Source organism: Sphingomonas bacterium (assembly GCF_903643035.1).
Taxonomy (GTDB): Bacteria; Pseudomonadota; Alphaproteobacteria; order Sphingomonadales; family Sphingomonadaceae; genus Sphingomonas.
The window spans coordinates 1-12,328 of record NZ_CAHJWW010000064.1; the positions used below are offsets into that span (position 1 = coordinate 1).

Annotated in this window: 12 protein-coding genes; 4 read left to right on the plus strand and 8 right to left on the minus strand. The window is 71.3% G+C overall.

What is annotated here, in order from left to right; genetic code table 11:
• Window positions 1–50: 50 nt before the first annotated feature.
• The 3 genes from HUV01_RS06020 to HUV01_RS06030 all read right to left on the minus strand — a co-directional run bounded on the left by HUV01_RS06020 (window position 51) and on the right by HUV01_RS06030 (window position 2,694).
• Window positions 51–1,085: an FAD-dependent oxidoreductase gene (locus tag HUV01_RS06020; RefSeq protein ID WP_174297399.1), complete on the minus strand. Its 1,035-nt coding sequence runs from the start codon at window positions 1,083–1,085 to the stop codon at window positions 51–53.
• Window positions 1,082–1,582: a hypothetical protein gene (locus tag HUV01_RS06025; protein WP_174297400.1), complete on the minus strand. Its 501-nt coding sequence runs from the start codon at window positions 1,580–1,582 to the stop codon at window positions 1,082–1,084. Before HUV01_RS06025 ends, HUV01_RS06020 begins: the two co-directional genes overlap by 4 nt.
• A gap of 101 nt (window positions 1,583–1,683) precedes the next feature.
• Entirely contained in the window at window positions 1,684–2,694 is a 1,011-nt protein-coding gene (locus HUV01_RS06030; RefSeq protein WP_174297401.1) for a ligase-associated DNA damage response exonuclease, read from the minus strand.
• A gap of 150 nt (window positions 2,695–2,844) precedes the next feature.
• On the opposite strand from HUV01_RS06030, the gene HUV01_RS06035 reads away from it, so the two are divergent.
• Genes HUV01_RS06035 through HUV01_RS06045 form a run of 3 tightly spaced genes read left to right on the plus strand, consistent with a single transcriptional unit; the run spans window position 2,845 to window position 6,508 of the window.
• A complete protein-coding gene (locus HUV01_RS06035) occupies window positions 2,845–3,033 on the plus strand; it encodes a hypothetical protein (RefSeq protein ID WP_174297398.1) in 189 nt (62 codons plus the stop codon).
• Window positions 3,030–5,465: a ligase-associated DNA damage response DEXH box helicase gene (locus HUV01_RS06040; RefSeq protein ID WP_174297408.1), complete on the plus strand. Its 2,436-nt coding sequence runs from the start codon at window positions 3,030–3,032 to the stop codon at window positions 5,463–5,465. The genes HUV01_RS06035 and HUV01_RS06040 overlap by 4 nt, the downstream gene beginning before the upstream one ends.
• A 20-nt stretch (window positions 5,466–5,485) precedes the next feature.
• Window positions 5,486–6,508, plus strand: coding sequence for a retroviral-like aspartic protease family protein (locus HUV01_RS06045; protein WP_254606415.1), 1,023 nt, complete (start codon window positions 5,486–5,488; stop codon window positions 6,506–6,508).
• Window positions 6,509–6,521: 13 nt separating this feature from the next.
• On the opposite strand, the gene HUV01_RS06050 is transcribed toward HUV01_RS06045, so the two are convergent.
• Both HUV01_RS06050 and HUV01_RS06055 read right to left on the minus strand, forming a co-directional pair.
• On the minus strand, window positions 6,522–6,923 hold the full coding sequence (locus tag HUV01_RS06050; protein ID WP_174297403.1) for a hypothetical protein: 402 nt from the start codon (window positions 6,921–6,923) through the stop codon (window positions 6,522–6,524).
• A 26-nt stretch (window positions 6,924–6,949) separates the two neighbouring features.
• Window positions 6,950–8,869 carry a potassium transporter Kup gene (locus HUV01_RS06055; protein ID WP_174297409.1) on the minus strand — a complete coding sequence of 640 codons (1,920 nt, stop codon included), beginning with the start codon at window positions 8,867–8,869 and terminating at the stop codon, window positions 6,950–6,952.
• A 206-nt stretch (window positions 8,870–9,075) separates the two neighbouring features.
• On the opposite strand from HUV01_RS06055, the gene pdeM reads away from it, so the two are divergent.
• Window positions 9,076–9,747: a ligase-associated DNA damage response endonuclease PdeM gene (gene pdeM / locus HUV01_RS06060; RefSeq protein WP_174297404.1), complete on the plus strand. Its 672-nt coding sequence runs from the start codon at window positions 9,076–9,078 to the stop codon at window positions 9,745–9,747.
• Window positions 9,748–9,872: 125 nt separating this feature from the next.
• Here the strand turns inward: pdeM and msrA are convergent, their stop codons facing one another.
• The 3 genes from msrA to HUV01_RS06075 all read right to left on the minus strand — a co-directional run.
• Window positions 9,873–10,523: a peptide-methionine (S)-S-oxide reductase MsrA gene (msrA, locus tag HUV01_RS06065; protein ID WP_174297405.1), complete on the minus strand. Its 651-nt coding sequence runs from the start codon at window positions 10,521–10,523 to the stop codon at window positions 9,873–9,875.
• Between the two features lie 155 nt (window positions 10,524–10,678).
• Window positions 10,679–11,878, minus strand: a complete 1,200-nt coding sequence (locus HUV01_RS06070; RefSeq protein WP_174297406.1) for a pyridoxal phosphate-dependent aminotransferase — start codon at window positions 11,876–11,878, stop codon at window positions 10,679–10,681.
• Between the two features lie 29 nt (window positions 11,879–11,907).
• Window positions 11,908–12,328 (minus strand): aminotransferase class IV (locus HUV01_RS06075; protein ID WP_174297407.1); only part of this gene is annotated, 421 nt, incomplete at its 5' end.

Here is a 12,328-nt window from a genome sequence, read left to right on the forward strand (position 1 = left end):
ACCGATTTCGGGCCTGCCTGCGTACAGCCCCAGGGCGGCCCCGCATCGGTCTATTCCCCCGCCGCGCCATTGCCCGCGGTCCGGCCGCCACGCGCCGCCTCGTGCAGCACCGGCCGCCAGGCGTTCGCGTCGCCGGCGATGAAGATCGCGGCATCGCCGGCGTTGAAGCTGGCGGCATCGCCGCAGCGGCGCGTGCGATGGTCGAACGTTGGCGTGCCGTGATCGTCCAGCGTCAGCCCCGTCGACGCGAGGTTCAGCGCGTCCAGTTGTGGTTTCTGCCCGGCGGACACCAGGATGCAGTCGACCGTCGCCTCGCCTTCGCTGTCGCCCGTCCAGCGGACCGTCGCCTCGCCGGACCCGGCGGGCTCCGCCGACACATCGACGCCCAGGTGCAGCTCGAACGCGTCCGCGAACGCCTCCGCGGCGGCCGCGGCGGCTTCCGGGTCCTTGAGGTGCCCGACCGCCTTCGAGTGGTCGAGCACCGTCACCACCACGCCCAGCCGGGAGAACGCCTGCGCCAGCTCCATCCCTTGCGGCCCGGCCCCCACGACGGCCATCCGGCGTGGCAGGTCCGCGATCTCGAAGATCGTCTCATGCGTGTGGACGAGGTCGCCGGCGGGCTTCAGCGGTGGCGGTACGGCGGGGCTCGCGCCGACCGCGATGACCACCTGCCGCGCGACGATCCGCGTGTCGCCCGCCACCAGGGTTCCGGGTCCGTCGAAGCTCGCCTCCGCGTGGACCAGCCGGTCGTCGGGGATCGCGTGATAGTCGTCCAGGATCGACTGCACGAAGAAGTCGCGGATCCGCCGCATCCGCGCCAGCACCGCCGGTCCGTCGACGGCGACCGACGCCACGCCGATCCCGAACTCGGCCGCGCCACGTGCAAGGTGCGCCGTGCGCCCGGCGGCGATCAGCAGCTTGGAGGGCATGCAGCCGTCGCGCGTGCAGGTGGAGCCTCCCGGCCCCTTCTCGATGAGGAGCGTGTCGAGCCCCGCCGCGACCGCGGCCTTGTACGCGTGCAGCCCCGCGGTCCCCGCGCCGATGATCGCGACATCGCAGCGGCGCTCCGTGACCGCAGCCGTCACTTCGCCGCGCCCGCGGTCCGGGCGACGGCGCGGCCGGGATCGTCGATCAGCGCGCGCGCGGTGCGGTAGCAATCCTCGACATGCGCGTTCCCGGCGAGCTTCATGGCGCCGAAGCCGATCGTGGCGGCGATCGCGGAGCCCAGCACCGGCACGTATTTGGCGACCGACGCGGCGGCCACGCGCTTGCCCACACGGCGCAGGATCGCGACCGCCAGCTTGCGCGTCACCATCCGGCCGATGACGTTGTTGCCCAGGCTCGCCGCGACGACCAGCACGCGTTGCGCGACGTCGGGCGGCAGCTTGTCGACGCTTTCGTGGTCCAGCTCGAACCGCTGGCTGATCGCTGGCAGCATGTTCGCCAGCAGGCCGATGTCCGCGACGATGTCCGCCCCCGGGATCGGCACCACCGCCGCTCCGGCGGCGGCGAGCGAGCGGCTGGTGACGAGGTGATGGCATTCCGCGCGTATGCGGTCGAGGTCGGCGATGGTCTGGATCATCCCGGCGCAACGCGCGGCGTCCGCGATTCGGTCCGGGCGCCATCCTGTTCGGGTCCGTTCGGAAACTCGCGGAAGAACGAGCTTCGGGCCGGCACCGCAACTCAGTCGTCCTCGTCCTCGAACCCCACCAGCGCCAGCGCGCGCGCCTTGATCTGCCGCGTGGCGCACCAGTGGACCAGCGCCTCCTCGCGCCCGTGCGTCACCCACACCTCGCGCGGGGCGATCTCGCCGATGGTGTCGATCAGCTCGTCCCAGTCGGCATGGTCGGACAGGATCAGCGGCAGCTCGACGTTCTTCTGGCGCGCGCGCTGGCGTACCCGCATCCATCCGCTCGCCATCGCGGTGATCGGATCGGGCAGCCGCCGCGACCAGCGGTCGTTAAGCGCGCCGGGCGGGCACATCACGACATGGCCCGCGATCTCCGCCTTGGCGACGCCCGCGGCGGGCCTGAGCTCGCCGAGCGGCACGCCCTGGTCCACGTACAGGTCGCACAACCGCTGGAGCGCACCGTGAAGGTAGATCGGCGCCTCGTGACCGCGCAGGCGCAGTTCGGCGATCACCCGCTGCGCCTTGCCGAGCGCATAGGCGCCGACGAGCACGCAGCGATCGGGATTGGCGCGGAGCGCGGCGACCAGCTTGTCGATCTCGTCGCCGGTGTCGGGATGCCGGAACACGGGCAGCGCGAAGGTCGCCTCCGTGACGAACACGTCGCACGCCACCGGCTCGAACGGCGCACAGGTCGGGTCCGCGCGACGCTTGTAGTCGCCCGAGACGACGATCCGCTCGCCTCGCCAGTCGAGCACGATCTGCGCGGAGCCCAGCACATGGCCGGCGGGGACGAAGCCGACCTCCACCTCTCCCATCCGGATCGTCTCGCCATAGGCGACCGGACGGCCGGCCTGCTCGCCATAGCGGCAGTCCATGATCGCGAGCGTCTCCGGCGTCGCCCAAACCGCGCCATGGCCGCCGCGCGCATGGTCGGCATGGCCGTGGGTGACGAGCGCGCGCGCGACCGGCTGCGACGGGTCGATCCAGGCGTCGGCTGGCCGGACGTAGATGCCGTGCGGATGCGGCTCGATCCAGTCGCCCAACCTGTCGCCGTTCGTCGCCATCCCAGCGATATGGCGCGGCGGGGTGACGGTGCCAACAGGCCCGGCGCCGACAGACCCGGCGCGGACAGGTCCGGCCCCGACAGGGGCGCCGACAGGATCGAATCGCGATCCCGGCTCGTTGACCGGGCGACACACCATGGGAGCGCCGTCTTGGCCACATCGTTCTTGGGCAGCCTCGGCTGGAGCGGCATCGTCATCTTCGGTTTCGTCATCCTGGCCGCCGCCATCGCCTATGCCGCGTTGCGCAACCGGCAGACGCCGCGGCAGGAGCGGGCGACGGAGGATGCGACGCGGGCGCTGTACGACGAGCGGCCCGAGCAGGACGAGACACCCCGATAGCCGCCGATCCACCCGGCCTGCCCCCGCCGCTCGCCGACTGGTTCGCGCGGCGCGGCTGGCGTCCGCGTCGTCACCAGATCGAGATGCTGGAGCGGGCGCTGGCCGGGCGCCACGCATTGTTGGTCGCCGCAACGGGGGCGGGCAAGACGCTGGCGGGGTTTCTGCCCACGCTGGTCGACCTCATCGACCCGCCTCGCGCCAGGGAGGGTGGAGGGGGGCTCCACACGCTCTACATCTCGCCGCTGAAGGCGCTGGCGGTCGATATCCGCCGGAACCTCCTGGGGCCGATCGAGGAGATGGGCGTCGACATCGCGGTGGAGACGCGCACCGGCGATACGCCGTCGGACCGCAAGGCCCGCCAGCGCGCGAAGCCACCGCAAATCCTGCTGACGACGCCCGAGTCGCTGTCGCTGCTGCTGAGCTATCCCGATGCGGCGGCCATGTTCGCGGGGCTGCGCACGATCGTCGTCGACGAGGTCCACGCCTTTGCTACCGGCAAGCGCGGCGACCTGCTGAGCCTGTGCATGGCCAGGCTCCAGCGGCTCGCACCTGCCTGTCGCCGGGTCGCGCTGTCGGCGACGGTGGCGGATCCCGACGGCTATCGCGCCTGGCTCGCGCCCGATGGCGACATCGATGCGGTCGACCTGGTGGCGGGCGAGCCGGGCGCGGACCCGAACATAGCGATCCTGCTGCCCGAAGGCCGCATACCCTGGTCCGGCCACTCGGGCCGCTATGCCGCAAGCCAGGTGATGGCGGAGATAGAGACGCACCGCACCAGCATCGTCTTCTGCAACACCCGAAGCCTCGCCGAGCTGATCTTCCAGGACCTGTGGAAGGTCAACGCGACGTCGCTGCCGATCGGCGTGCATCACGGATCGCTCGCGCTGGAGGCGCGGCGCAAGGTCGAGGGCGCGATGGCGGACGGGCGGCTGCGCGCTCTGGTCGCGACCGCCAGCCTCGACCTCGGCGTCGATTGGGGAAACGTCGACTGCGTGATCCAGATGGGCGCGCCCAAGGGCTCGTCGCGCCTGCTGCAGCGGATCGGCCGCGCCAACCACCGGCTGGACGAGGCGTCGGAGGCGATCCTCGTGCCCGGCAACCGCTTCGAATATCTGGAGGCGCGCGCCGCGCTCGACGCGGTGGAGGCGGGCGAGCTCGACCCCGACCTGTTCCGGCCCGGCGCGCTCGACGTGCTGGCGCAGCATGTGATGGGCATCGCCTGCGCCGGGCCGTTCCGCGAGGCGGAACTGCTGGACGAGGTGCGCTCCGCGCTGCCCTATTCCGCGCTGACCGGCGAGCTGTTCGCGCGCGTGCTCGGCTTCATCCGCGACGGCGGCTACAGCCTGCGCGCCTACGACCGCTTCAGGCGGCTGGTGCAGGACGCCGACGGGCTGTGGCGCGTGACACACCCGCGCTTCGTCGCGCAGCACCGGATGAACGCCGGCATCATCGTCGAGGCGACGATGCTGGAGGTGCGCTTCAAGAATGGCCGCTCGCTCGGCCGCGTCGAGGAAGGGTTCGGCGCGACGCTGTCGCCCGGCGACACCTTCTTCTTCGCCGGGCTGAGCCTGGAGGTCGAGCGGATGGACACGGAGAGCCTCGTCGTCCACGCGACGAGCAAGCCCGCGCGCATCCCGACCTATGGCGGCAGCCGGATGCCGCTGTCGACCAACCTCGCCGACCGGGTGCGCGGGTTCCTCGCGGAGCCTGCGGAATGGCCGCGCTTTCCCGACGACGTGCGCGAATGGCTGGAGTTCCAGGCGAAACGCTCCGTCCTGCCGCGCCCCGGCGAACTGCTGGTCGAGACGTTCCCGCGCGAGGGACGGCAGTATATGGTCGCCTACAGCTTCGAGGGGTGGAACGCGCACCAGTCGCTCGGCATGCTCGTCACGCAGCGGATGGAGGCGCGCGGGCTGAAGCCCATCGGCTTCGTGTCCAACGACTATGCGCTCGCCACCTATGGACTGGAGAAGGTGACCGACCCGGCCGCGCTGTTCTCGCCCGACCTGCTGGAGGACGAGTTCGTCGACTGGGTCCAGAGCTCCGCGTTGCTCAAGCGCGCGTTCCGCGAGGTGGCGGTGATCGGCGGGCTGGTCGAGCGCCAGCATCCCGGCAAGCGCAAGACCGGCCGGCAGGTGAGCTTCTCCACCGATCTGATCTATGACGTGCTGCGCAAGTATGAGCCGGGCCACCTGCTGCTGGAGGCGGCGTGGGCGGACGCGCGCGCGCGGATGACGGACGTCGGCCGGCTCGCGGGCCTGCTCGACCGCGCGGCCGCGACGATGGTCCATGTCGACCTGCCGCGCGTCACGCCGCTTGCGGTGCCGGTGCTGACGCTGATCGGACGCGAGAAGGTGGCGACGGGCAGCGCCGACGACGCGCTGCTGATCGAGGCGGAGGCGCTGGCGGCGGAGGCGATGACGCTCGACTGAGCCGGCGATTGCGGCCGGCCGTGCAGGAGCGTATCCTCCTTGTCATGCACGCGCGCCTGCTGCCGCTGCTCTTCCTCGCCGCCCCGGCCGCCGCCCAGGACGCTCCTCCCGCCGCGCCTGCGCCGACTGCGGTCGCCCCGGCTACCGGTCCGTCGGCGACCGATCCGACGCTCGTCGCCTTCACGAGCGTCGATTCGCGCATGACGGTGCCCGTGTCGATCGCCGGCGCGGGGCCGTACCGGTTCCTGATCGACACGGGCGCGCAGCGCACGGTCATCAGCCGCGAGCTCGCGGCGACGCTCGGCCTGGCGACCGGCCACGACGTGCGGCTGACCGCGATGACGGGGACCGCCGCCGCCGGCACTGTCGTCATCCCCTCGATCGGTGTCACCCCGTCCGCCACCGGGACGGCGGCGGCGTTCGGCGGCGGCAGGATCGAGGCGCCGGCGCTGCTGCGCGCCAACCTCGACGCCGACGGCATGCTGGGGCTCGACACGCTGCAGGACCGGTCGCTCAGCATCGACTTCGATCGCCGGGTGATGGCCGTCTCGCCTTCGGTCCGGCGCCGCCGTCGCGAGCTGTCCACGCCCGGCGAGATCGTGGTGCGCGCGCGCAGCGTCTTCGGCCAGCTCGTCGTCACCGACGCCTGGGTCGGCGGCGCGAAGGTGCGGCTGATCCTGGATACCGGATCGGCCGTGAGCCTCGGCAACAGCGCGTTGCGCCGGCGGCTGGGCAGGCGCGGCTATCCACCGGTACCGATCGAGATCGTGTCGGTGCTGGGGCAGAGCATGACGGCGGACTATACGCGGATCGATCGGGTGAGGCTCGGCGGCCTCGTCATCGATGCGCTGCCGGTCGCCTGGGCGGACGTGACGCCGTTCGCGCGTTTCGGGCTCGCCGACCGGCCCGCGATCATGCTCGGCATGGATGCGCTCGCGCTGTTCCGCCGCGTCGAGATCGATTTCGCGAACCGCGAGCTTCGCCTGTTGCTGCCCCGCGCGCTCGCCGACCAGCGCGCGCGAGAGGGGTGGCCGCCGGGTTGAGGCCAGCCTCCGCTCAGCGCGCCGCGGGAGCCTGGACCGGCGCTGCCTGTGCCGCCGTGCCTGCGGCGGCCATCGCATGGCCGGCGGCCTCGACCTCCTGACTGCACCGGACGATCTCCGGCTGCATGTGTCCGGCGATGTCGGCGACGACGCGGCGAAGCCCGGCGCCAAGGTCCGTCCCCGGATCGCGGCCCATCAGCTTGCCGTAGAAGAACAGCGTGCCGTAACGGCTGGTCTGCGCGCCCTGGCCCGGCTCGCCCGCCAGATAGGCGAAGGCGGCGAGGCACCGCTCGTCCGCCGCCTCGGGCGACAGCGCCACCGGCGGCGCGGTGGCCGGCGGGGCCGCCCCAGGCGGAGTGGCCGGCGATCCCGCCTGGACGGCGGCGAGCAGCGAAAGGGCGATGGTGGTCGGCATGGTCGGCTCCCGGCTTCGTCTCGACGCTACACCGTCACCTGCTCGCCCAGCTCGAGCACCTTGCCCGGCGGGATGCGCAGGAACTCGGTCGGGTCGCTGGCATTGCGCTGCAGGAACATGAAGATCCTGTCCTGCCACAGCGGCATGCCCTGTTCGGCATCGGGCTTCAACGTGTTGCGGCCGATGAAGAACGAGGTGCGCGCCGGATCGCCGACCAGCCCGCCCTTGTCCTTGCGCGCCAGCCCCAGATCGCGCGGCACGTCCGGCGACTCCATGAAGCCGTAGCTCAGGACGGCGGTCGAGAAATTATCGTCGATCCGCTCGACGCTCAGCCGGCGTTCGTCGGATACCGTCGGGCGGCTGGCGGTGCGGATCGACACGATCAGGTTGCGCTGGTGCAGCACCTTGTTGTGCTTGAGGTTGTGGAGCAGCGCGCCAGGCGCGCCGACCGGATTGGCGGTCAGGAACACCGCCGTCCCCTCCACCCGCTCGGGCGGGCGCTTGGCGAGCGCGGCGGCGAGGTCGGCCAGCGGGATGCTCTGCCCGCGCTCGAACTCGCCCACGATGCTGCGTCCGCGCACCCAGGTGTAGATCAGGGTGCCGATCCCCGCGGCGACGGCGAGCGGCACCCATCCTCCCTCCACGACGCGCAGGATGTTGGCGCCGAAGAAGACGATGTCGAGCGTCAGGAACGGCAGGATCACGCCGACGGCGAGCGGTCGCGACCAGCTCCAGCGGTGCCGGACGACGACATATGCCAGGCAGGTGGTGATGACCATCGTGCCCGTCACCGCGATCCCGTACGCCGCCGCCATCGCCGAGGAGGTGCGGAACTGGACGACCAGGACCAGCACGCCGATCATCAGCAGCCAGTTGATCGCGGGCAGGTAGATCTGCCCCGAGCTCGTCGCCGACGTATTGCGGATCCGCAGGCGCGGAAGAAGGCCGAGCTGGATCGCCTGCTGCGTCAGCGAATAGGCGCCGGTGATGACCGCCTGGCTGGCGATGATCGTCGCCAGCCCCGCCAGCACGATCAGTCCGCCGCGCACCGGCTCGGGCGCCATCAGGAAGAACCAGCTCTGGTTGATGAACGGGACGTGCGCCGCCTTGGCGTGCTCGAGCGCGGCGAGCGCGAACGCGCCCTGGCCCATGTAGTTGAGCACCAGCGAGGGCGCGACGAGGAAGAACCAGCCGATGCGGATCGGCCTCACCCCGAAATGCCCCATGTCGGCGGTCAGCGCCTCCGCCCCGGTGACGGTCAGGAACACCGCGCCCAGCACGAACAGCCCGGTGACGCCATGCGTCATCAGCAACTCGACGCCATAGGTCGGGAGCAGCACGCGAAAGATCGATGGCTCGTCGGCGATGTGCCACAGCCCGAGGCCGCCGATGGTGAGGAACCAGAGGATGCACACCGGGCCGAACAGCCGCGCGATGTCCGCCGTGCCGCGCGACTGGATCACGAACAGGCCGACCAGGATCGTGATCGTGACGGCGAGCACCATGTTCTGGTCGAAGAACGCCGCGGTCGACGGGATCGTCTGCATCCCTTCCACGGCCGACAGCACCGACAGCGCGGGGGTGATGATCGCGTCGCCGTAGAACAGCGCCGCTCCGGCCGCCCCGAGCAGGAGCGCGGCGCGCGCCCGCCAGCCCAGCGCGCGCCGGGCGAGCGCCGCCAGCGCCAGTACGCCGCCTTCGCCCTCGTTGTCGGCCCGCATCAGGAACAGGACGTATTTGACCGTCACGACCAGGAACAGCGCCCACAGCGCGAGGCTCAGCACGCCCAGTATCTCGGCCGGGTCGATGCCGTCGGCCGCCGCCGGGGTCAGCGCGTCCCGGAACGCATAGAGCGGGCTGGTGCCGATGTCGCCGAACACCACGCCCAGCGCGCCGATGGTCAGCAGCGCGAGCGGCGTGGGCGAGTGCTGGTCGTCGATGGCCATGTCGACGGCAGGCGACACGGAGGACGACACGAGCGGCACGGCTTCCTTGACGGGGACGGCGCGCTGTACGCCGATGGACAAGCGACGCAAGCGGATACTGCGGCGCGGCAGGCCGGGTCCGGCGTACGGCGGATCGTGGTCGGCCGGTCGCGATCGATTCGCGGGCCGGCGTTGCTCCCCATGCCGGCTTGCGGCATGGCGGCGGCATGGTTCCCTTTTCGTTCGGTGGTCGGGAGTGGCGCGCGCTGGCGCAGGGCGCGCTCTACTGGCCCGCGCGCCGCGCGCTGATGGTGGCCGACCTGCATTTCGAGAAGGCGAGCTGGTTCGCGATCCGCGGCCAGATGCTGCCGCCCTATGATACGCTGGCGACGCTGGCGGAGCTGGAGGCGCTGGTGGTCGCGACCGGCGCGCGCGAGATGTGGTGCCTGGGCGACAGCTTCCACGATCCGGACGGCTGCGAGCGGTTGCCGGACGAGGCGCAGGCGGCGCTGCGCCGGCTGGCGGGGGGCATCGACTGGACCTGGATCACGGGTAACCACGACCCGGCGCTGGTGGACCGGTGCGGCGGACGGGTGGTCGACGAGGCGGTGGTCGACGGCGTGGTGCTGCGGCACGAGGCGGATCCGGCCGAGCGGCGGCCCGAGCTGTCGGGTCATTTCCATCCCAAGCTGCGCGTACGCGTGCGCGGCAGGCTGATCCAGCGCCGCTGCTTCGTCGCGACCGCCAGCAAGCTGATGCTGCCCGCGTTCGGCGCGCTGACCGGAGGCCTCGACGCCGCGCACCCGGAGATCGTCCGCGCCCTGGGGTTGGCGGGCGGCGGGGGCGAGGCGCTGGTGCCTCTCGCCGACCGGCTGCTACGCTTCCCGCTGGCGGCGTAGCATTGCCTGTCACCCCAGCGAACGCTGGGGTCGCTTGGACCGGGACACCACGCCCTCCTCTCAACGCGGTCCCAGCTTTCGCTGGGATGACGGTTGTTAGGGACGACGGCTTCGAACGACGACGATTATTGCCGCACCAGCGCCGGGAACGCCGCCCTGAACGCCGCGACCTTGGGCTTGTCCCACATCACCACATACGGGTGATTGGGGTTCCGGTCGTAGAAATGCTGGTGGTACGCCTCGGCCGGATAGAAGGTGCCGGTTTCCAGATGCGTGACGATCGGGTTCGGGAACGCATGGGCTGCGCCGAGCTGCGCGATATAGGCCTGCGCCACCGCGCGTTGCGCGGGCGTCTGCGGGAAGATCGCCGAGCGATAGCTGGCGCCGGTGTCCGGCCCCTGGTGGTTCAGCTCGGTCGGGTTGTGCGCGATCGAGAAGAACACCCGCAGCAGTTGACCATAGCTGACCTTGCGCGGGTCGAAGACGATGCGCAGCGACTCGGCATGGCGCGTCGTCTCGCTGCTGACATCGTCATAGGTCGCGGTGCCGGCGGTGCCGCCATCATAGCCGGCCGTGGTGGAGACGACGCCCTTCACGTTCTCGAACACCGCCTGCTGCGTCCAGAAGCAGCCACCGGCGAACACCGCGGTCTGCGGCGAGGCGGAGGCGGGCACATCATGCGCGGGGAGCGGCAGCGGCACGGCATGCTGGGCCTGTGCGGCGGAACAGGCGGCAAGTAGGCCGAGGCCGAGGGCGGGGAGGATGATACGGGTCATGCCACCGATATAGGCACGGGCCGGCGGCGGTCCAGCGATCCCCGGCTATTCCCGATCGTCATCAAGGCTTGTCCGGCGCTTATACCCTTCAGGCGTTCGGCCGGTTCCCCCGCGAAGGCGGGTTTCCACCTTCGCGGGAGAACGGGACGGCGCTCTCAGCGCAGCGCGGCGGTGGCGGTCTGGATACGCTCGCAGGCCTCGCGCAGCAGCGACTCGCTGGTGGCGTAGCTGATCCGCATCGCCGGGCTGAAGCCGAAGGCGGCGCCATGCACCGCCGCCACGCGGGCGTCGTCGAGCAGATAGCCGATGAACGCCTCGTCGCTGTCGATCAGCCGCCCCTTGGGGCTGGTGCGCCCGATCACGCCGTCAATCGCGGGATAGACGTAGAAGGCGCCTTCCGGCCGGGGACAGGTGATGCCGTCCGCCTGGTTGAGCATCGATACGACCAGGTCGCGGCGCGACTGGAACGCCGCCGCCCGCTCGGCGAGGAAATCCTGCGGTCCGGCCAGCGCGGCCACCGCCGCCGCCTGCGCGATGGAGCAGGGGTTGGACGTCGACTGCGACTGGAGCTTGGCCATCGCCTTGACGAGCCACGACGCCCCGCCGGCGAAGCCGATCCGCCAGCCGGTCATCGCATAGGCCTTGGAACAGCCGTTGACGGTCAGCGTGCGCTCGTACAGCTCGGGGCAGACCTGCGCGATCGTCGCGAACTCGAACCCGTCGTACACGATATGCTCGTACATGTCGTCCGCGAACACCCACACGTCCGGGTGCCGCGCGATGACCGCGCCCAGCGCGCGCAGCTCGTCGGCGCTGTAGGCGGCGCCGGTGGGGTTGGAGGGCGAGTTGAGGATCACCCATTTCGTCCGCGGCCCGATCGCCGCATCGAGCGCCCCGGGCGTCAGCTTGTAATCCTGGTCCGCGCCGGCGCCCACGAACACCGGCGTCGCGCCCGCGAACTGGACGACGTCGGGATAGCTGACCCAATAGGGGGCGGGCACCACCACCTCGTCGCCGGGGCCGATCGTCGCGACGAGCGCGTTGAACAGCGTGTGCTTGCCGCCGACGTTCACGCTGATCTGGTCGGGCGTGTAGGCAAGGGCGTTGTCGCGCGCGAACTTCGCGCAGATCGCGGCCTTCAGCTCGGGCGTGCCGTCGACGTTGGTGTATTTCGTCCGGCCGTCGCGGATCGCGCGGATGCCGGCTTCCTTGATGTGGTCGGGCGTGTCGAAGTCCGGCTCTCCCGCGCCGAGCCCGATGACGTCGACCCCCTGGCGCTTCAGATCCAGCACGCGGCTGGTCATCGCCAGCGTGGCCGAGGGGCTGATGCGCGCGAGCGCGGCGGACTGCTGCATGGGCGTGACTTTCGCGGGGAACGACACGCCTATAGCCGCGGCGCGGGCGGCGCGACAACCGCGGGGATGAGGCCGCGCAGCGCGTTGCCGACGAAGAAGCCGCCGGCAAGATCGACCGCGCGCAGCTCGCCCTCCACCGCCCGGCCGGTATCGATCAGCTCGCCGCGCAGCACGCCGGGCAGCAGGCCCAGTCCTAGCGGCGGCGTCACCAGGATGCCGGCGCGGGGGACGAACAGGCTGGTGAAGCTGCCCTCCGTCAGCCGGCCGGCGGGGTCCGCGAACACGACCTCGAAGCTGCCCGCCGCCGCTCGTGCCGCATCGTAGAAGCCGCGATCGCTCGTCTTGTGGCGCAGCCGCCAGTCGGCGGGCGGGACGGGCAGGGGCGCGACCGCGACCGCCACCGGCAACTCGACGGTCACCGCGCCGACCGGCACGTCGATGAGCAACGAA

Excerpts from the sequence above, each read along its gene's own strand:
- HUV01_RS06030 (WP_174297401.1), bottom strand. The coding sequence starts at position 2,694 with ATGGCGACGAACGGCGACAGGTTGGGCGACTGGATCGAGCCGCATCCG.
- HUV01_RS06025 (WP_174297400.1), bottom strand. The coding sequence starts at position 1,582 with ATGATCCAGACCATCGCCGACCTCGACCGCATACGCGCGGAATGCCAT.
- HUV01_RS06070 (WP_174297406.1), bottom strand. The coding sequence starts at position 11,878 with ATGCAGCAGTCCGCCGCGCTCGCGCGCATCAGCCCCTCGGCCACGCTG.
- pdeM (WP_174297404.1), top strand. The coding sequence starts at position 9,076 with ATGGTTCCCTTTTCGTTCGGTGGTCGGGAGTGGCGCGCGCTGGCGCAG.
- HUV01_RS06050 (WP_174297403.1), bottom strand. The coding sequence starts at position 6,923 with ATGCCGACCACCATCGCCCTTTCGCTGCTCGCCGCCGTCCAGGCGGGA.
- msrA (WP_174297405.1), bottom strand. The coding sequence starts at position 10,523 with ATGACCCGTATCATCCTCCCCGCCCTCGGCCTCGGCCTACTTGCCGCC.
- HUV01_RS06055 (WP_174297409.1), bottom strand. The coding sequence starts at position 8,869 with ATGGCCATCGACGACCAGCACTCGCCCACGCCGCTCGCGCTGCTGACC.